This is a genomic window from Lysinibacillus cavernae (assembly GCF_009724685.1).
In the GTDB taxonomy this organism is placed as follows: Bacteria; Bacillota; Bacilli; order Bacillales_A; family Planococcaceae; genus Lysinibacillus; species Lysinibacillus cavernae.
This window is the reverse complement of record NZ_WMEF01000013.1, coordinates 62,280-81,161: the sequence shown is the minus strand read 5'-3', so window position 1 is coordinate 81,161 and position 18,882 is coordinate 62,280. Positions and strand designations below refer to the sequence as shown.

The window sequence follows — 18,882 nt, the reverse complement described above, 5'->3', positions numbered from 1 at the left end:
GTAATTTCACCTAAATTTAGTGAATAAGACTGTTTTCTTTTCATGCTATGAACGGCTATAATATAGAATTACTATTCCTTTGAAAACAGCTATTATGCTTCTCCAACACAACAAAAAAGAACGAATCACTCATGACTCGCTCTTTCTTTCCACTTGTTTTTCGTTGCTTCTCCTCCACGAATATGACGTACGGCCTTATGGTAGGCGAGTATTTCTTTCACTTGGTCAGCTAATCCTTCATGAATTGTTGGTAATCGCTCTGTTAAATCTTTGTGCACCGTACTTTTTGAATAACCAGTCATTTTCGCGAGGACACGCACAGTCTCACGCGTCTCAATCAGTAATTCACCGAGGCGTATGCAGCGCTTCCGAATGTGCTCATGCACGTTCTTCGTCCTTTCCACACAATTTCACAAAATGCTTTGGCAATCAGATGCACATTTGCGCATTTCTTCACCTTATGTAAGGACAAAGCTATTCAGAACACGTTTTGCATTTTCCTGATAAAATGCTGATTTTTTATGCGTTACTAGCTTTTCGGATTAAAAAGCTAGTAATTTTTTCGGATTAATATATTTTCCGTTTTCAAGAACTTCGAAATGCATATGGACGCCAGCCGCTTGATTCCACTCATTGTCAGTCGCTTTTCCTAATGCCTGACCTTGTGTTACCTCATCGCCTTCTTTGACAGCGATATCTTTTACAGAGCTATAGTGTGTTTGCATACCATTTGGATGCTCAATCACAATCTTATTGCCTGTAAATGCGTCTAGTTTTACCTCTAGTACTTTACCACTCATAGCAGCTAGTACTTCAAATTCTTCACCATTCATAGCAATAGAGATACCAGAAGACGTTGTAAATGTTTGATTAAATACCATTAGTGCATTCTCACGTGACTCTTCATTTGCCTCTAGCTCATAAAATTCTTGTAAAACTTGTACTTTACTAAAATTCTCTTCTTTGAATGGGTACATCATGTTTTCAGTTCGAGCATTTGTTTCTACTACAGGACCTGGATCTACTTCAGCTAAATCTGGTAGCGGAGCCTCTTCTACTTTTGATACGAGACTATTGTAACCAAATAACAATCCTGCTAGAACTAGTGCACCACCTGTGTAAACTGCTGGCCAAAACCACGGTTTCTTTTGTAATTGACCATTTTCCTTTTGATTTGGATCTTGGTTTTGAGAAGTTTTATTATTTTTATCCTCTCTCATTTTCATCACCTCTAGTTGCAGTGTGAACAACTAGAAGTTATTTTAAACATGCATCTATTTTTTTTATTTCAATATCTTGATAATAATAGTGTAAAATTTCGGTAGCTTTTTTTCCTTCATTCGCCATTGCTTCTGCTCCGTATTGGCTCATTCCCACTCCATGACCATAGCCTTGTGTTTTCACATGAACCTTTCTTGTATTGGCATTATAGTCAATTGTAAAATCAGTTGATGGTATGCCAAGGAGAGTTCGGACCTCTCTTCCTGTCCAAACAGTATTCCCTAACTGCAATCGCTCTACTCGCCCTGAGTCATTATTAAATAGCTGTATTCGATTAAAATCATTAGGTTGCCATTGTACAGGCCATAACTTATTCCATTGTGCTAGTGTCCACTCTTGCTCTGCCTCAAACTTTGGTGATGTTTGATCTGATACACTTGCAACACTTTGCAAATATGGAATTTCATTTCCACCATAGCCATAAGCACTTTCTGTTTTCCCATTACTTGTTGAGTGAAACATAGCTGTAATTAGATCATTATTATAAAGAAGAACTTGTCCTTTCGTTTCATTGATAGCTTCGACAATTTTCTTTTCATTTCCCAGGAAATTGCTAGCCCAATTCGCCTTTCTTTGCTCTTCATCATAAAATACTTGTCTTGCAACAGTTGGAGCAATTGCCTTTTTACCGTAATTTGTCGTTTTCAACGCATATGTTCGTGCTGCAATTGCTTGTGCTTTCAATGCCTCTTTTTTAAAGGAAACAGGCATTTCCGCAGCAACTACACCTGTAATATACGTCTCCAAAGGGATTTTTTCTTCTTGTCCCTCCACTTCTATAAATATTTCACAAGCATTCTCATCTTTAGTTGGAAGTTTTACAACCTCCTGTCTTTCGCTAAACCCTACTATAGGAAGCATATATAATGCTCCAATTAAACAAATGACACCTATACTAATCATCCATTTTTTCATAAGGAATAATATGCTGGGTTTCTTTTAGTTATGAGAAAACAAAAACCCTCTGCTAAAAAAGCAAAGGGTTTTATAATGAATTTAGTTTGTAGGTAATTCAACTGTTGTGTCTTCTTCTGTCATAACTTCTTCAGTAATTCGTTCAATATTGGCACCAAGTGATGCTAATTTACCATGGAAATCAACATAACCACGATCTAAATGGTAAAGCTTTGTAACACGTGTAATTCCTTCAGATACAAGACCTGCTAAAATTAGTGCAGCCGCAGCTCGTAAATCCGTTGCCATTACTTCAGCTCCCTGAAGATCAACCGGCCCCTCAATAAACACAGAGCGTCCTTCTATTTTAGCACCAGCATTCATGCGACGGAACTCCTCAACATGCATAAAACGATTTTCAAAAACCGTTTCTGTAATAATACTCGTACCTTCTGCAGTTAACATTAAAGCCATCATCTGTGATTGCATATCTGTTGGGAATCCTGGATGTGGCATCGTTTTGATGTCAACAGCTTTTAATGTATGAGGAACACGTACACGGATTCCTTCATCCAATTCGATAATTTCTACGCCCATTTCACGCATCTTAGCAATTAAAGCTGTCATATGCTCTGGAACTGCATTTTCAATGACTACATCTCCCTTAGTAATAGCCGCTGCTACCATAAATGTACCAGCCTCAATACGATCGGGAATAATATGATGCTCTACGCCATATAATGTATCGACTCCTTCGATACGAATCGTATTTGTACCTGCACCGATTACACGGCCACCCATACTATTAATGAAGTTTGCAAGATCTACGATTTCAGGCTCTTTTGCGGCATTTTCAATCACAGTTGTCCCTTTTGCTAGAGATGCAGCTGTCATAATATTTTCAGTCGCACCAACACTTGGGAAGTCTAAATACACATTAGCCCCTTTTAAACGACCTTCAGTTTTTGCCTCAACATAACCGTGACCAAATGAAATTTTTGCACCCATCGCTTCGAAGCCCTTTAAGTGTAATTCAATTGGGCGAGAACCGATTGCACAGCCTCCTGGAAGCGCAACACGAGCATATCCATTACGAGCAAGTAGTGAACCCATTACTAAAATGGACGCACGCATTTTGCTAACAAATTCAAATTGAGCTTCACTTGAAAGTTCTTTTGTTGCATCTATATATACGGCATTATCCTCAGGTATATATGTAACTGCTGCGTTTAAACTTTTAAGTACTTCATTTATTGTAAAGACGTCTGCTAAATTAGGGACTTCTTTAATTACATTTTCTCCTTTTGAAGCAAGTAAAGCTGCCGCAAGGATTGGTAACACTGCATTTTTTGCGCCCTCTACACGTACTTTCCCCTGTAGTTTTTGGCCGCCAGTCACTATTATTTTATCCACCCTATGTCCCTCCGAATTCAATCTATTAACCTATCGAATTTTTATTTTAAAAAGAAGTATAATGTCATAATCAGTAAACAAACAACTCTATAGTACAACTTTTCTAACGCTCGTTCAAGCGTCCAAATCACTATTTTAAGGCATTATTAGATATTTTGCTATTTATTTATTGTACGCTACCATTTTTTTTTTGTGAATGACCAATAACCCGTTCACTTCTAATACATACCCAAAGATATATGTACAAAAAACAACTTTTAACTCCATATTTTCGTGTGAAAGACAAAAAGAAGATGGGTCATGGATTTTACAAGGATTCAAATGTGCAAGTACAATTAGAAATCTTATCATTACGTCAAGGTGTACTTGATAAGCATTTTTACATAGTTCAAAGGGCCGCACAAATGGTATTATAAAGTCCTTTGAAGTATGTAGACGGATAAATCTTGTTAAATATAGAAGCCAAAGTCGATCTTTTAAAATAAATATGGGAGTTTGCCAGACCAACTAGATATTTGAAGAAAAAAATTAGATACTGCTGAGCCTATCACAATACTTAGTAAAATATATATGAGCTGAATTTGAAAAACTCTATTCTTCTTAAATAGTTTATCGACCATAAAAGCTTGTAATGCGTAAAAAGTAATAGCAATAAAAAACAGATGCGATAAAATACCTAATAAAGCTTCTTGTCCTATCGCTTCATATAGTTCCATGCTATCTCCTCCATTTCACCTTTAATTTGTTGCTTTATCTTAAAAAACGGGCAGATGCTATATCTGCCCGTTAAAAATGAATTAGATATTACCCTCATGAACGTTGATACGATTCAACGCACGTTTTAATGCTAGGTCAGCACGTTTGAAATCAATGTTGTCTTGTTTCGTTTGAAGACGTCCTTCAGCACGTTTAACGGCTTCTTTAGCACGTTGAACATCGATGTTTTCAGCAATTTCAGCAGAAGGCGCTAAAATTGAGATTTTTTCTGGACGAACTTCAATGAAACCACCGCTTACAGCAACAATATCAGTCGAACCGTTTTCTTTTTTAAGCTTCACTGCACCAATTGCAAGTGGAGCAACCATTGGAATATGGCCTGCAAGAACACCGATTTCTCCTGAAGTTGTTTTAGCGATTACCATTGATACTTCAGAATCGTATACTGGGCCGTCGGGAGTGACAATATTGACTTGAACTGTCTTCATATTTTTTCCTCCTCGTCCCTAGTATTAAACCTCTACGCCCATGCTTTTCGCTTTTTCAACTACTTCATCAATTGAACCAACTAAACGGAAAGCATCTTCTGGTAAGTGATCCCATTTGCCATCAAGGATTTCCTTGAATGAACGAACAGTTTCTTTTACAGGTACATAAGAACCTTTTTGACCAGTGAATTGTTCCGCAACGTGGAAGTTTTGAGATAAGAAGAATTGAATACGACGAGCACGTTCTACTGTTTGTTTATCTTCATCAGATAACTCATCCATACCTAAGATTGCAATGATGTCTTGCAATTCGCGGTAACGTTGGATTGTACGTTGTACACCAGTAGCCACAGCATAGTGCTCAGCGCCTACGATTTCAGGTGATAATGCACGAGAAGTCGAAGCTAATGGGTCAACCGCAGGGTAGATACCCATTTCAGATAATTTACGCTCAAGGTTAGTAGTTGCATCTAAGTGGGCGAAAGTGGTAGCTGGAGCCGGGTCAGTATAGTCATCGGCTGGTACATAGATCGCTTGAATAGAAGTTACAGATCCTTTGTTAGTAGATGTGATTCGTTCTTGTAGTTTACCCATTTCAGTTGCAAGTGTTGGTTGGTAACCTACCGCAGAAGGCATACGACCTAATAGGGCAGAAACCTCAGAACCTGCTTGTGTGAAACGGAAGATATTGTCGATGAATAAAAGTACGTCAGCACCTTGCTCATCACGGAAGTATTCTGCCATTGTAAGACCAGTTAAAGCTACACGCATACGTGCACCAGGTGGCTCGTTCATTTGACCGAATACCATCGCAGTTTGCTTGATAACGCCTGAATCGCTCATCTCGAAGAATAAGTCGTTCCCTTCACGAGTACGCTCACCTACACCAGCGAATACAGAGATACCTGAGTGCTCTTGTGCGATGTTATTGATTAATTCTTGGATTAATACTGTTTTACCTACGCCGGCACCACCGAAGAGACCGATTTTACCACCTTTGATATATGGTGCTAATAAGTCTACTACTTTGATACCTGTTTCAAGAATTTCAACTGTAGTTGAAAGTTCATCGAAAGATGGTGCTTCGCGGTGAATTGAATCACGACGAGCATCAGCTGGAATTTCTTCACCTAAGTCGATTACTTCTCCTAGTACGTTGAATACACGACCAAGTGTAACTTCACCAACTGGTACTGAGATAGCTTTTCCTGAGTCTGTTACTTCTGCTCCACGTTGTAAGCCATCAGTAGATGACATTGCAATTGTACGAACAGAATCGTCACCTAAATGAAGTGCAACTTCTAATGCAAGAATTGTTGCTTCTTCATTAGGACGTTCAATCTTAACTGTTAATGAGTTATAGATTGCTGGTAAATGGCCGTTTTCGAATTTTACGTCTACAACCGGACCCATTACTTGAATAACATGTCCTTTATTCATTACTGTGTACCCTCCTATCGTATTCTTATACGACATTGGTGAGCTCAGCCTATTCTAAGGCTGCAGCTCCACCAACGATTTCTGTAATTTCTTGTGTAATTGCTGCTTGACGTGCACGGTTATATTGCAACGACAGATCTGCAATAAGATCAGATGCGTTATCTGTTGCATTTTTCATGGCAGTCATACGAGAAGCATGTTCACTTGCTTTTCCATCTAATAATGCGCCATAAACTAAGCTTTCCGCATATTGTGGAAGTAACACTTCAAGAATTGCTTCACCAGATGGTTCAAATTCATAAGAAGCTTTACTGTTTACAGGTGCAATATCTGTTAATGGAAGAAGTTTTTTCTCTGTCACTTCGTTAGCAATTGCGCTGACAAAGTGATTGTAGTACATATAAAGTTCATCATACGTACCATCAATGAACATACCAACAGCATTACGAGCGATTTCTTTAATATCAGCGAATGTTGGTTGGTCAGGAAGACCTACTACATCACTGATGACATTATGATCACGTTTTACAAAGTAATCACGAACAACACGACCTACCGCTAAAATCACGTATTCGTCTTTTGAATTATGACGCTCGTTGATTGTACGTTGTACTTGACGTAGGATACTTGAGTTGTAAGCACCTGCAAGACCACGGTCAGAACCAATGACTAAGTAAGCTGTTTTCTTGACAGGACGTGCAGTTAACATTGGATGTCCACTGTCTTTTGTACCTGATGCAATCGCGCCTACTACGTCCTGGATTTTTTCCATGTAAGGAACGTAAGCTTTAGCATTTTGCTCCGCACGACGTAACTTCGAAGAAGAAACCATCTGCATCGCTTTCGTAATTTGTTTCGTACTCTTTGTAGAATTAATACGACCTTTTATTTCGCGTAAGTTTACCACTGGTATTTCACCACCTTCTGTTTTTTAATCAAGTGACTAGTTAGAGCTTATTCAGATTTAGCGAAAGTTTTTTTGAATGCAGTTAAAGCTGCTTCATACTCAGCGTCTGATGCAAGTTCTTTTGTAGTACGAACATGATCTAAAACGTTAGTGTGGTTTGAATCTAACCAGCTTAAGAATTCGCTTTCGAAACGAACGATATCTTGTACTGGGATATCATCTAAATGACCTTTAGTTAATGCATAAAGGATAGCAACTTGCTTTTCAACTTTAAGTGGTTTGTTTAGGTCTTGTTTAAGTACTTCAACCGTACGTTTACCACGCTCAAGTTTAGCTAGTGTGATTTTATCTAAATCCGAACCAAATTGAGCAAATGATTCAAGTTCACGGAATGCAGCTAAGTCAAGACGTAGCGTACCTGCAACTTTTTTCATCGCTTTAATTTGAGCAGATCCACCTACACGTGATACAGAAAGACCGGCGTTAATCGCTGGACGTACACCTGAGTTGAATAAGTCAGATTGTAAGAAGATTTGTCCATCAGTAATTGAGATTACGTTAGTTGGGATGTATGCAGAGATATCCCCAGCTTGAGTCTCAACGAATGGAAGAGCTGTAATCGAACCATTTTGATATGTTTCGTTTAACTTCGCAGCACGTTCAAGTAAGCGGCTGTGTAAGTAGAAAACGTCACCAGGGTATGCTTCACGACCTGGAGGACGGCGTAGAAGAAGTGAAAGTTCACGGTAAGCTGATGCTTGTTTAGAAAGATCATCATACACGATTAACACGTGCTTACCTTGTAACATGAATTCTTCTGCCATAGAAACACCCGCAAATGGTGCTAAGTATAGTAATGGAGCTGGTTGAGATGCAGCAGCAGTAACAACGATTGTATAATCTAGTGCACCGTGCTTACGTAACGTTTCAACTACACCACGTACAGTTGATTCTTTTTGACCGATAGCAACATAGATACAAATCATGTTTTCGCCATCTTGGTTTAAGATTGTATCGATTGCTACAGATGTTTTACCTACTTGGCGGTCACCAATGATTAACTCACGTTGACCACGACCGATTGGTACTAATGCGTCAATCGCTTTAATACCAGTTTGTAGTGGTTCGTGTACTGATTTACGAGCCATTACACCGAAAGCTGGACTTTCGATTGGACGAGATTTTGTAGTGTTGATAGGACCTTGTCCATCCACTGGTTGACCAAGTGGGTTTACAACACGACCAATTAGTTCTTCACCAACTGGTACTTCCATGATACGACCTGTACGACGAACTTCATCGCCTTCTTTGATGTCAGTGTATGGACCTAAGATTACGATACCAACGTTACCTTCTTCTAGGTTTTGAGCCATACCCATAACACCATTAGAGAACTCTAAAAGCTCTCCAGCCATGGCGTTGTCGAGGCCATGAGCAAGAGCGATACCGTCACCAATACGGATAACTGTACCAACTTCGCTTACTTTTAGTTCAGATTCATAATTCTCAATCTGTTGTTTAATCAGACTGCTGATTTCTTCAGCCTTGATGCCCATGTATGTCACCTCTCACATTTCTAAATTATTAACCGATTAATTCACGTTTTAGACGCTCTAGTTTATTTACTACTGAGCTATCATAAATATGGTTACCGATTTGAACACGAATACCACCAAGTAAAGATGGATCGATTTCGTTTGTAATGTTTAATGATTGTTTCCCAACAAGTTTCGCGAATGCTAGCGAAATATTAGCGCTTTCTTCAGCAGAAAGTGCACGTGTTGAAAATACAGTTGCATTTGCAGTGCCTTGTGCTTGTGCAGCAAGCTCAGCATATGTCTTAGCGATTAGCTTCATCTCGTCTACACGTTTTTTCTCAACTAAAAGTTGAACTGTGTGTAAAACTTCTGGTGTTGCACCAGTAAAGATTTCAGCTACCATTTGTTTTTTACGGTCGATGGAGAACTTAGGTGCATTTAAAAGCGTTAAAAAATCAGGAGATTCTTTAATTACTTTTGTTAGTTCGCTTAAGTCAGCTCCAACTTCAGTAATACTATTTTTTTGTTGCGCTAATTTAAAAAGCGCTTGAGCGTAACGTTTTGCTACAGTTGAATTACTCATCGAGCTTCCCCTGCCTTCGCAATCGTCTCTTCAATTAGAGCACGGTTGTCTGCCTCAGAAATCTCTTTGCTAAGGACTTTAGATGCTGCAAGTACAGATAATGAAACGACTTCATCACGTACAGCTGCAATAGCTTTTTCTTTTTCAGACTCAATTTCACGTAAAGCCGATTCTTTTAAGCGATTTGCTTCATTGCGTGCTACAGTAAGAATTTCTTCTTTTTGTAGTTCGCCTTGCTTCTTAGCGCCTTCAACAATCGATTGTGCTTCCGTACGAGCTTCTTTAAGAAGGCTCTTTTGTTCTTCTAAAAATTGGTGCGATTCTTTGCGCGCTTTTTCAGCTGCTTCGATTTCGCTCGCTACTAATTCTTCACGTTGTTGCATGATGCCCATAAGTGGACCCCAAGCGAATTTCTTTAGTAATAACATTAATAATAAGAAGATAACTAATGTTGCGATGATGTCTCCGCTATTAAACTTACTAGCGCCTGCACCTAGTACAAGATAATCTAAAAACACGATTGTTTCACTCCCTTCAAGAGCTTTAACTTCAACATTATTTTAAAACTTTAAAAACTACCTATTTTAAAAAGCTATATTTACACATAGCTTTTATCTGTTCCAAAATGAAGGGCGAAGTTTCATCTGGTGAATCCTGCTTCGCCACTAGTAAAATTCAGTGTTCAACTGAATTATTTGTTCATTACGATGAATGCTACTACTACTGCGATGATCGGTAGGGCTTCAACTAATGCAACCCCGATGAACATTGTAGTTTGAAGAACGCCACGAGCTTCTGGTTGACGAGCGATACCTTCTACTGTTTTTGATACGATAAGACCGTTACCGATACCTGCACCAAGTGCACCTAAACCGATTGCGATTGCTGCTGCTAATAAACCTAATGAACCTGTCATTTGAAAATTTCCTCCTTGGAATTGTATGTTTTTTTGTGGTTCAAGCATAGGATATATGCTTTATATTAATGGTCATCGCTCACTTTATGAGCCATGTAAACCATTGTTAACATTGTGAAGATAAAGGCTTGGATAAAGCCGATGAAAATTGAGAAACCTTGCCATGCCATCATAGGAACGATTGCTCCGATGAATCCCACAGCACTTGATGATGCTAATCCTGCAAGTAAGCCAAGTAAAATCTCACCCGCATAAATGTTACCGTAAAGACGTAAACCTAATGTTAATGTGTTTGCAAATTCTTCTACTATTTTAAGTGGGAACATGAATGACATTGGTTTGAAGAATGTACCAACATAATGACCTGTCCCCTTCGTTTTAACACCATAGAAATGCGTTAAGACTAAAATCATCGCTGCCAACGTCATCGTAACCGTAGGGTCAGCTGTTGGTGATTTCCACCATAACTGATGATCGTAGGCGATAGAGAATGGAAGACCTAATAAGTTAGATACTGCGATAAACATAATTAGCGTGATAGCTAGAACGTGGAATCTACCACCAGTTTTCCAGTCCATGTTGCTTTTAATGATATTCTTAACGAAATCCATAATCCATTCCATAAAGTTTTGCATACCAGTAGGTTTTAGCTTTAGGCTTCTAGTTGAAATAAAGGCAATTAGAAATACGACAATTGCTGCAACTAGTAACATCATAACTGTTGATAAGTTAAATGTTAAAAAACCAACCTCTAGTAACGGAGCTTCATGATTCATTGTTATTTTTCACCTCTCTTTCTAATTTAAAGCACATTAGCGGTTCCTTACATGTGACACAATTCTCTCGACAAAGAGAAAAACGTACGGAATCATTAGCCCTATTACCGTGCTAATTAAGTGAAAATAGTTTGGCAACGAAATGGCTATTGCGACTGCCGCAACACCTGATCCAAAGCGAAGCGCTGTACCAAGTGAGCCTATTTTCTTCCCTTCACTAATGGATCTGTCAAACTTCTCCATACGGCGAACTAAAATCCAAAAGTTATACGTACCAAAGAATGCACCGACTGCGATGCCCGCAAATACAGTTTGATAGGATGTAAATCCCCAGCCTAATGCGCAGAGTGCAAGCAAAAAAAATAACGCCCTCTTCTGCACAGCAAAAATGTGATGCAAATCTAGCATTGGTTGTAATCTCCTGAATCATTTTTTCGAGTAATGAAAACGTTTGCTGACCACTATGTGAAATCAGAAAAGAGCAGTGAAAAGCACTACTCACAGCGGAATAGTAATGGGAGAGTCATTTCAATTTCAGGTGTAAATGCCCAAAAAATAACTTACACCCCTTACCTGCTCGGTAAAAACCGAAACGCACAGAACGTTGCAAATCGACAGTTTTATTTTGAACTGTCAATTTAGTAGAAAGTTGATATAACAAGTGTTTCAACGTCCTATTTTGAACTGAAACCCTTATCATTCTTACCCTTTGTAAGCATACAATAGGTGATATTTGAAGTCAATTGGTAAAGGAGAAAAACTTCACAGCCTCTATACTCTTGTCAAATTGTTGACAAATTTGTGTATGAAATTTCATAGTTTCAAAAGTTCACAACCTTCCCACGCATAAAAAAAGCTAATTTACGACATGTTTATGCTCGTAAATTAGCTTACCCATTTCAATAGGTACATTAGACTTATTTTTTAGAATTAAAAAATAGTACATTAATTCGTTTTTTGTAAAAATCCTAGCAGTGCCTCTACAATACGCTTAGATGCATGTCCATCCCCATAAGGATTTGATGCTTTTGCCATTGCTTCATAAGCGTTTTTATCTGTTAGTAATTCCTTTGCTAAGGCGTAAATTGTTTCCTCTTCTGTTCCTGCTAGCTTTAACGTTCCAGCTGCAATGCCTTCTGGACGTTCTGTTGTGTCCCTAAGAACAAGCACCGGTTTCCCTAATGAAGGGGCTTCCTCTTGTACACCACCTGAGTCCGTTAAGATCATATAAGAATTTGCTGCAAAGTTATGGAAATCAAACACTTCAAGAGGTTCTATTAAATGTACTCGTTCATTGTCGCCTAAGATTTCATTTGCGATTTCTCTGACAGCTGGATTCATATGGACTGGGTATACAACTTGTACGTCCTCATGCTCAGCTAAAATTCTAGTAATCGCTTTGAACATATGGCGCATTGGTTCACCTAGATTTTCGCGGCGATGTGCTGTTAATAATATCATGCGATCTTCGCCTATTTTATCTAATACAGGATGTGTGTAATGCTCGCTAACAGTTGTTGCTAACGCGTCAATCGCTGTATTACCAGTAACAAAAATCGTCTCTGAATTTTTATTTTCATCAAGAAGGTTCTTTTTAGATACTTCAGTTGGTGCAAAATGTAAATCAGCCATAACACCTGTTAGTTGGCGATTCATTTCCTCTGGGTATGGTGAATACTTGTTCCATGTGCGAAGACCCGCTTCCACATGCCCTATAGCAATTTGATTGTAGAACGCAGCCAAGCTCGCAATGAAAGTTGTTGCTGTATCACCATGAACCAAAACGATATCTGGTTGCGCTTCTTTCATAACTTTATCTAAGCCTTGTAAAGCGTTTGTAGTGACATCAATTAATGTTTGACGATCCTTCATAATATTTAAATCATAGTTCGGCGTAATTTTAAATGTCTCTAGTACTTGGTCGAGCATTTGGCGATGCTGAGCTGTTACGGTTACAATAGATTCTATTTGCTCAGGATACTTTTGTAACTCTAAAACGAGAGGAGCCATTTTAATTGCTTCTGGTCTTGTACCAAAAATCGTCATTACTTTCCATTTCTTTGTCAAAATGATCTGCACCGTCCTTTTTGTTATTGTATGAAAAGATCCACCACACCCGTTAATACCCATTAAGAGGCGTACTTACCTAAACATACTATGAAACGCCCTTCAATTTGAAGGACGCTTTCACAAGTTATTAGTTTCCTAAATGAGGAAATTTCATATATTGATTTTATTTTGTACCGAATAGACGGTCTCCTGCATCACCTAAACCAGGTACAATATAGCCATGATCGTTTAATTTCTCATCCAGTGCAGCAATATAAATATCTACATCTGAATGTTCTTCTTGAATAGCTTTTACACCCTCTGGTGCAGCGATTAAGCACATGAATTTAATGTTTTTAGCACCACGTTTTTTCAGTGAATTGATAGCTTCCACTGCTGAACCACCAGTTGCAAGCATAGGATCTACAATGATGAAATCACGTTCTTCAACATCTGCTGGAAGTTTTGCATAATATTCAACTGGTTTTAATGTTTCAGGGTCACGATAAAGACCAATATGACCAACTTTAGCCGCTGGGATAAGCTTTAATACACCATCTACCATGCCGATACCTGCACGAAGAATTGGTACAATCGCAAGCTTTTTACCAGAAAGTACTTTTGTTTTTGCAATTGTTACAGGTGTTTCAATTTCAATTTCCTCTACTGGCATATCACGTGTGATTTCAAATGCCATAAGTGTTGCTACTTCGTCTACTAGCTCACGAAATTCTTTTGTTCCTGTACTCTTGTCGCGGATATAAGTTAACTTATGTTGGATTAGTGGATGATCAAATACATAGACTTTGCTCAAAGGGAATCTCTCCTAACCGTTCGGATTTCATTTTTATCTCAACTAGTATAACAGAAAAAAGGAGTCGCCTCAAAAATAAATTTAGGACGACTCCTATTGTCATATTTCTTTTGGCCAAAATAAGTTATTGATCTAGTATTGTATCTAACTGTTCAATTGGCATTGGCTTAAAATAAAAGTATCCTTGTCCTATTGTACAACCTAGCGCACGTAAAATTTCAACCTGTTCTTCTGTTTCAATTCCCTCTGCTACAGAGGTCATCCCTAAATTTAAAGCCAACTGAATAATGGAGCGTACAATAGCAAGTGTTGCTGCATCTTCAATGGCATTGATAAAGCTACGGTCAATCTTTAATTCAGTGAATGGCAACTGTTGCAGATAGCTTAATGAAGAAAAGCCTGTCCCAAAATCATCTACTGAAGTTCTAAAGCCATAGCTTTTTAACTCTTGGATAATTTTAAAGGCAGATTGGAAATCTACTAAGCCAATATTTTCTGTTACCTCTAATATGATATAACTAGGGTCAATATTATATTTCCGAACTAGTTTCAATGTATCCTGAACGAAATGCGTATAGTAAAAATGATCAGGTGAAATATTGACTGCTATTTTCACTAATTTCTTTCCTGATCGCTGACGTTCCCAAAGCCACTTAAGCACGGTCTCTAAAACAAGAACATCAATTTCCCGAACTTTTCCCACGCTCTCTGCTACTGGAATAAAGATTGCCGGTGAAACAAAACCAAGTTTAGGGGACACCCAACGTGCTAGTGCTTCAATACTTTGTATTTCTCCATTACGTAAATCTACTTTAGGCTGTAAATGGACAGTTATTTCTTTATTTTTGATTGCTTGTGACAGATGGTTTAAAACAGTCATTTTCTGTACCAGCACATCATTTTTTTCTGTTGTAAATATTTCAGTATATGTGCCTGGCTTATCGGTTGCAAAAGATAGAGCGTTATCAGCAAAACGAATAGCATCATTGATCTTTGTGTCATTATCATAGGAAGCAATCCCTGTTTTTAACGTAATATAGATTTGCTTTCCTCCAATAATAAAGGGTTGACGAACCGTTTCTTTTATCCTCAATTCATAATCATTCAAATTTTCATTATGTGTCATCGTAGACAGTATGAGACTAGAACTTGTAAATCTAGCAACATATTCATTGTATTCCGGCTTGTCTTGTTCAAGGCGTTTAGCGAGTTGTCTTAAAAGTTCATCACCTATTTCGCGTCCATATAGTTCAACTACTTGATGAAATTCACTTGGTTTTATTATTTTAATAAAACCGCTTTGACCATGTTCAATCTCTTTTTCAATGGTATTAACAAAGCTGTGGCGATTAGGTAGACCCGTTGTAATATCTGTATAGGCTAAATCCCAAATTTTTTCCTGGGTTCTTGCATACGTGAAGGCTAGTGCAACAAGTGCTCCCATTTTACGAAACATATTTTTATAAAACGTTTGGTCACTATGTGTTTTTTTACAAAATATCGAAAAAAGCCCTATCACTTGTCGTTGTTGATTGCGTATTGGTATAAACCATCCATATGGTCTTTGGGATAAAGCAGCATATTGTTTATGTTCTTTAGGAATATCAGCCTCATCTAAATCTTCAATTAAAGTAGAAGTTTCGGATAGCATAACCTTGCTAAAAAATTCGTTGTTCTCACAGCACTTCGGTACACTTTCCACTCTATCACCTGTAAAAACTTGTAACAGGTTTGCTTCCGTTTTAATGAGGACCATACTTGAAATATTCGGCATAAAAAATTTATCTAGCCCATGGCAAATAATCTTCATCTTTTGTTCAAATGAGCTATCCCTCTCAATTGCCTTGTACATATCATTTTCTAAACGCATTAAGAAGTCTTCTGTATGGCAATACGTAACATCCTTCACAAGTACTAAAACAAATTGCGTTACATTTGCTTCATTGCAAAATGGCAGAGTTTGTATTTCTGCCCAAAAGGGAGGTTTATTGATGCCGTTATGGTATAGCTTCGCTTGTACCATTATGCCGTTATGTATTTTTTCTTTAATCATTTCAATAGTTGTCTTTTTTTCATCCACCGATAGCCATGAAAAATAATCAGTATTTAGGACTTGTGACCGCGAAGAATTTGTAAGCATGTAAAAAGAATCATTACAGTCTAGTATGCAATGATGATTTATCGCATCAAAAATCACATAGCTTTCCTTAGATTTATCCCCTAATTTACGAATACTGTTTAATAATACATCATGATCTATGCCTAACGATTTAGTGACCATAAAACCCCTCCTTTATCACTTCATCCCATTTCCATTGTACATAAAATTTAATTAAATTTTCACTTTTATTAAAAAAAACTTCTTTTCCAGGACATTATTTGTCCTCAGTCTATAACAATATATCCCTTTATACTGGTTTTATGTAAATTTATTCAAAAATAAAAGGATTATTCTACTTTGTTAGAAAAAATATTATTTTACATTATTATACTTAATTTACAAAATAAAAGACCGTGCTTAAAGTGAAAATGTTACTTTAAACACAGTCTTATTATTCTATTATACGTATAAAGGATGTTTATCAGTTAATGCTTTCACACGATCTTTTGCTTCCGCTTTAACTGCTTCATCTTCTGGGTTTTTAAGAACCGCTGCAATAATTGCTCCAACTTCTTTCATATCTTCTTCTTTAAAGCCGCGAGAAGTAACAGCTGGCGTACCAATACGAATACCAGAAGTAACAAATGGAGATTCAGTATCATAAGGGATTGTGTTTTTATTAGTTGTAATACCCACTTCATCTAGTGCATGCTCTGCTACTTTACCTGTTAAACCAAGAGATTTAACATTTAGCAGTAATAAGTGGTTATCTGTACCACCAGAGACAATTTCAACACCTTCAGCAATTAGTACTTCTGCCAAAGCTTTGGCATTCGCTTTAATTTGCTTTGCATAGTCTTTAAATTCTGGTTGTAACGCTTCGCCAAATGCTACAGCTTTAGCAGCAATGACATGCATTAATGGGCCACCTTGAATTCCTGGGAATACAGATTTATTTAATTTTTGCTCCCATTCTTTTGAAGCAAGAATTAATCCACCACGTGGTCCACGTAAAGTTTTATGTGTTGTTGATGTAACAAAATCAGCATATGGTACTGGTGATTGATGTTCGCCTGCTGCTACAAGACCAGCAATGTGTGCCATATCTACCATGAAGTATGCGCCCACTTCGTCTGCGATTTCACGGAATTTAGAGAAGTCAATTTCACGTGGGTATGCAGAAGCACCCGCAACAATAAGTTTCGGTTTATGTTCTAATGCTTTTTGACGTACATCTTCGTAATCAATTACTTGTGCATCTTCCGTTACGCCGTATTCCACAAAGTTGTATAGGATACCAGAAAAGTTTACTGGCGATCCATGTGTTAAGTGACCACCATGAGAAAGGTTCATACCAAGAACTGTGTCACCTGGTTCTAAAATCGTGTGGTAAACAGCCATGTTTGCTTGCGCACCAGAGTGTGGTTGTACGTTTGCATATTCTGCCCCGAAGATTTCTTTCACACGGTCACGTGCAATATCTTCTACTACGTCTACATGTTCACAACCACCATAGTAGCGTTTACCTGGATAGCCTTCAGCGTATTTATTTGTCAATACTGATCCTTGCGCTTCCATAACCGCTTCGGATACAAAGTTTTCTGATGCAATTAATTCAATATTTGCTTGTTGACGTTTTTTTTCTGCAAGAATTCCATCTAATACTGCTTTGTCTTGTACTGCTAATTTTTCATATGCCATGTTAGATAAAGCCTCCCAAAGTATCATTATTTAACTATACCACTAATATCAGCGGTAACTATTTATATACAGCACGTTCTCCGCCAATTAGCTTTGGACGCGTTGTTGCAATCGTGACAACTGCTTCTCCCACCATTTTCACTGATGTTCGAACTGGTACAGCTACTGCTTTCAAATGCATACCAATTAATGTTTGTCCAATATCAATACCTGCATGTGCCTGTATTGATTCCACAACCACAGGGTTAGCAAATTGCGTATAGGCATACGCAGACATAGATCCACCTGCCGTTCGTACTGGGACTACCGCCACTGCATCGTAGCCAAATTTTTCAGCTGTTGATGCTTCCATCGTAATGGCGCGGTTAATATGCTCACAACCTTGAAACGCTAAATGTAGTTGATGTTTCGCTGTAAATTCTTGTAACGGTTCAAAAATTGCTTCAGCTATTTCCAATGCACCTGCTGTGCCAATTTTCTGACCAATCACTTCAGATGTAGAGCATCCTACGACAAAAATTGTATGAGGTCGTAATGTTACCTGCTCTTCAAATTCACTGAGTAACTGAGTCAAATGTGCTCGTATTTGGTTTACAACCATTAAGCTCAGCTCCTTCATATATATCCATTAAGATTATGCCATGTATGACATCCTTGACGAATGCCAAGCATGGCATAATGAACCTTTTATTGCTCTAGTTCAGTAATTTTTTCGATGCGGCGTGTATGACGGCCACCTTCGAAATCTGTTGCTAGCCATGTTTGTACAATTTCACGTGCAAGGCCTGGACCAATGACACGTTCACCCATTGCTAAAACATTTGAGTCATTATGGCAACGCGTTGCCTTGGCACTAAATACATCATGCACTAATGCACAACGAATGCCCTTTACCTTATTAGCAGCAATGGACATACCAATCCCTGTGCCACAAATTAAAATACCTTTATCAAATTCTCCGTTTGCAACACCATCAGAAACTGGTTTTGCAAAATCTGGATAGTCTACTGAATCCGCAGATTGTGGACCAAAATCTTCGTAGCTAATATGAAGTTCATCTAATAGCTGCATAATCTCACGACGTAAGTTATTGCCTCCGTGATCAGAAGAAATTGCTATTCTCACTGGGTTCCCTCTTTTCGAATTATAGTCAACCTTAGTGTACCACTTCTTTCTGAAGAATAACATGATTTTTCTTGTATTTTTATGCTGATTTCTCCTAAAAGACGAACGTTTATTGTATTCTAACATAAAAATATTCACT

General features: G+C 38.1%; 21 protein-coding genes. 1 reads left to right on the top strand and 20 read right to left on the bottom strand.

Annotation, left to right across the window (positions count from 1 at the left end; translation table 11 throughout):
* Nucleotides 1-125 precede the first annotated feature (125 nt).
* From GJU32_RS19800 to murA, 4 genes are all read right to left on the bottom strand, one after another.
* Complete coding sequence (locus tag GJU32_RS19800; RefSeq protein ID WP_115674215.1) at nt 126-386, bottom strand: sporulation transcriptional regulator SpoIIID; 261 nt, start codon at nt 384-386, stop codon at nt 126-128.
* Nucleotides 387-542: 156 nt separating this feature from the next.
* Nucleotides 543-1,220 carry a M23 family metallopeptidase gene (locus tag GJU32_RS19795; protein WP_155593645.1) on the bottom strand — a complete coding sequence of 226 codons (678 nt, stop codon included), beginning with the start codon at nt 1,218-1,220 and terminating at the stop codon, nt 543-545.
* A 37-nt stretch (nt 1,221-1,257) separates the two neighbouring features.
* Nucleotides 1,258-2,196, bottom strand: a complete 939-nt coding sequence (gene spoIID, locus GJU32_RS19790) for a stage II sporulation protein D (RefSeq protein ID WP_155593644.1) — start codon at nt 2,194-2,196, stop codon at nt 1,258-1,260.
* An 81-nt stretch (nt 2,197-2,277) separates the two neighbouring features.
* The gene (gene murA, locus GJU32_RS19785; protein ID WP_155593643.1) at nt 2,278-3,588 is read right to left on the bottom strand and encodes a UDP-N-acetylglucosamine 1-carboxyvinyltransferase; all 1,311 of its coding nucleotides are present in this window, start codon (nt 3,586-3,588) and stop codon (nt 2,278-2,280) included.
* 275 nt (nt 3,589-3,863) lie between these two features.
* Here murA and GJU32_RS23225 point away from each other — a divergent pair, with 275 nt between their 5' ends.
* A complete protein-coding gene (locus GJU32_RS23225) occupies nt 3,864-4,004 on the top strand; it encodes a hypothetical protein (protein ID WP_196426747.1) in 141 nt (46 codons plus the stop codon).
* Between the two features lie 60 nt (nt 4,005-4,064).
* Here GJU32_RS23225 and GJU32_RS19780 read toward each other — a convergent pair whose 3' ends face one another.
* The 16 genes from GJU32_RS19780 to rpiB all read right to left on the bottom strand — a co-directional run bounded on the left by GJU32_RS19780 (nt 4,065) and on the right by rpiB (nt 18,743).
* Nucleotides 4,065-4,304 (bottom strand): DUF1146 family protein, encoded by a 240-nt coding sequence (locus GJU32_RS19780; RefSeq protein ID WP_155593642.1) that lies wholly within the window; start codon nt 4,302-4,304, stop codon nt 4,065-4,067.
* 81 nt (nt 4,305-4,385) lie between these two features.
* Complete coding sequence (locus tag GJU32_RS19775; protein WP_155593641.1) at nt 4,386-4,793, bottom strand: F0F1 ATP synthase subunit epsilon; 408 nt, start codon at nt 4,791-4,793, stop codon at nt 4,386-4,388.
* A gap of 24 nt (nt 4,794-4,817) precedes the next feature.
* The gene (gene atpD / locus GJU32_RS19770; RefSeq protein ID WP_155593640.1) at nt 4,818-6,233 is read right to left on the bottom strand and encodes a F0F1 ATP synthase subunit beta; all 1,416 of its coding nucleotides are present in this window, start codon (nt 6,231-6,233) and stop codon (nt 4,818-4,820) included.
* Nucleotides 6,234-6,282: 49 nt separating this feature from the next.
* A complete protein-coding gene (atpG, locus tag GJU32_RS19765) occupies nt 6,283-7,140 on the bottom strand; it encodes an ATP synthase F1 subunit gamma (protein ID WP_155593639.1) in 858 nt (285 codons plus the stop codon).
* A gap of 47 nt (nt 7,141-7,187) precedes the next feature.
* On the bottom strand, nt 7,188-8,696 hold the full coding sequence (atpA, locus tag GJU32_RS19760) for a F0F1 ATP synthase subunit alpha (protein WP_155593638.1): 1,509 nt from the start codon (nt 8,694-8,696) through the stop codon (nt 7,188-7,190).
* A gap of 28 nt (nt 8,697-8,724) precedes the next feature.
* Complete coding sequence (locus tag GJU32_RS19755; RefSeq protein ID WP_155593637.1) at nt 8,725-9,261, bottom strand: F0F1 ATP synthase subunit delta; 537 nt, start codon at nt 9,259-9,261, stop codon at nt 8,725-8,727.
* Entirely contained in the window at nt 9,258-9,779 is a 522-nt protein-coding gene (gene atpF, locus GJU32_RS19750; protein ID WP_155593636.1) for a F0F1 ATP synthase subunit B, read from the bottom strand. The genes GJU32_RS19755 and atpF overlap by 4 nt, the downstream gene beginning before the upstream one ends.
* A gap of 173 nt (nt 9,780-9,952) precedes the next feature.
* A complete protein-coding gene (gene atpE / locus GJU32_RS19745) occupies nt 9,953-10,177 on the bottom strand; it encodes a F0F1 ATP synthase subunit C (protein ID WP_004269474.1) in 225 nt (74 codons plus the stop codon).
* Nucleotides 10,178-10,242: 65 nt separating this feature from the next.
* The gene (gene atpB, locus GJU32_RS19740) at nt 10,243-10,953 is read right to left on the bottom strand and encodes a F0F1 ATP synthase subunit A (protein WP_155593635.1); all 711 of its coding nucleotides are present in this window, start codon (nt 10,951-10,953) and stop codon (nt 10,243-10,245) included.
* 36 nt (nt 10,954-10,989) lie between these two features.
* A complete protein-coding gene (locus tag GJU32_RS19735) occupies nt 10,990-11,361 on the bottom strand; it encodes an ATP synthase subunit I (RefSeq protein ID WP_054611259.1) in 372 nt (123 codons plus the stop codon).
* A 537-nt stretch (nt 11,362-11,898) separates the two neighbouring features.
* On the bottom strand, nt 11,899-13,020 hold the full coding sequence (wecB, locus tag GJU32_RS19730) for a non-hydrolyzing UDP-N-acetylglucosamine 2-epimerase (RefSeq protein WP_155593634.1): 1,122 nt from the start codon (nt 13,018-13,020) through the stop codon (nt 11,899-11,901).
* 166 nt (nt 13,021-13,186) lie between these two features.
* Nucleotides 13,187-13,816 carry a uracil phosphoribosyltransferase gene (gene upp, locus GJU32_RS19725; protein WP_155593633.1) on the bottom strand — a complete coding sequence of 210 codons (630 nt, stop codon included), beginning with the start codon at nt 13,814-13,816 and terminating at the stop codon, nt 13,187-13,189.
* A 124-nt stretch (nt 13,817-13,940) separates the two neighbouring features.
* The gene (locus GJU32_RS19720; protein ID WP_155593632.1) at nt 13,941-16,097 is read right to left on the bottom strand and encodes a bifunctional diguanylate cyclase/phosphodiesterase; all 2,157 of its coding nucleotides are present in this window, start codon (nt 16,095-16,097) and stop codon (nt 13,941-13,943) included.
* Nucleotides 16,098-16,376: 279 nt separating this feature from the next.
* Nucleotides 16,377-17,618, bottom strand: coding sequence for a serine hydroxymethyltransferase (glyA, locus tag GJU32_RS19715; protein ID WP_155593631.1), 1,242 nt, complete (start codon nt 17,616-17,618; stop codon nt 16,377-16,379).
* A gap of 58 nt (nt 17,619-17,676) precedes the next feature.
* On the bottom strand, nt 17,677-18,219 hold the full coding sequence (locus tag GJU32_RS19710) for a TIGR01440 family protein (RefSeq protein WP_155593630.1): 543 nt from the start codon (nt 18,217-18,219) through the stop codon (nt 17,677-17,679).
* A gap of 86 nt (nt 18,220-18,305) precedes the next feature.
* Nucleotides 18,306-18,743, bottom strand: coding sequence for a ribose 5-phosphate isomerase B (rpiB, locus tag GJU32_RS19705; protein ID WP_155593629.1), 438 nt, complete (start codon nt 18,741-18,743; stop codon nt 18,306-18,308).
* Between the last annotated feature and the right edge of the window lie 139 nt (nt 18,744-18,882).

Excerpts from the sequence above, each read along its gene's own strand:
- atpE (WP_004269474.1), bottom strand. The coding sequence starts at position 10,177 with ATGACAGGTTCATTAGGTTTATTAGCAGCAGCAATCGCAATCGGTTTA.
- GJU32_RS19780 (WP_155593642.1), bottom strand. The coding sequence starts at position 4,304 with ATGGAACTATATGAAGCGATAGGACAAGAAGCTTTATTAGGTATTTTA.
- atpD (WP_155593640.1), bottom strand. The coding sequence starts at position 6,233 with ATGAATAAAGGACATGTTATTCAAGTAATGGGTCCGGTTGTAGACGTA.
- GJU32_RS19795 (WP_155593645.1), bottom strand. The coding sequence starts at position 1,220 with ATGAGAGAGGATAAAAATAATAAAACTTCTCAAAACCAAGATCCAAAT.
- GJU32_RS19710 (WP_155593630.1), bottom strand. The coding sequence starts at position 18,219 with ATGGTTGTAAACCAAATACGAGCACATTTGACTCAGTTACTCAGTGAA.
- atpA (WP_155593638.1), bottom strand. The coding sequence starts at position 8,696 with ATGGGCATCAAGGCTGAAGAAATCAGCAGTCTGATTAAACAACAGATT.
- atpB (WP_155593635.1), bottom strand. The coding sequence starts at position 10,953 with ATGAATCATGAAGCTCCGTTACTAGAGGTTGGTTTTTTAACATTTAAC.
- GJU32_RS19755 (WP_155593637.1), bottom strand. The coding sequence starts at position 9,261 with ATGAGTAATTCAACTGTAGCAAAACGTTACGCTCAAGCGCTTTTTAAA.
- GJU32_RS19720 (WP_155593632.1), bottom strand. The coding sequence starts at position 16,097 with ATGGTCACTAAATCGTTAGGCATAGATCATGATGTATTATTAAACAGT.
- glyA (WP_155593631.1), bottom strand. The coding sequence starts at position 17,618 with ATGGCATATGAAAAATTAGCAGTACAAGACAAAGCAGTATTAGATGGA.
- GJU32_RS19735 (WP_054611259.1), bottom strand. The coding sequence starts at position 11,361 with ATGCTAGATTTGCATCACATTTTTGCTGTGCAGAAGAGGGCGTTATTT.
- spoIID (WP_155593644.1), bottom strand. The coding sequence starts at position 2,196 with ATGAAAAAATGGATGATTAGTATAGGTGTCATTTGTTTAATTGGAGCA.
- GJU32_RS19775 (WP_155593641.1), bottom strand. The coding sequence starts at position 4,793 with ATGAAGACAGTTCAAGTCAATATTGTCACTCCCGACGGCCCAGTATAC.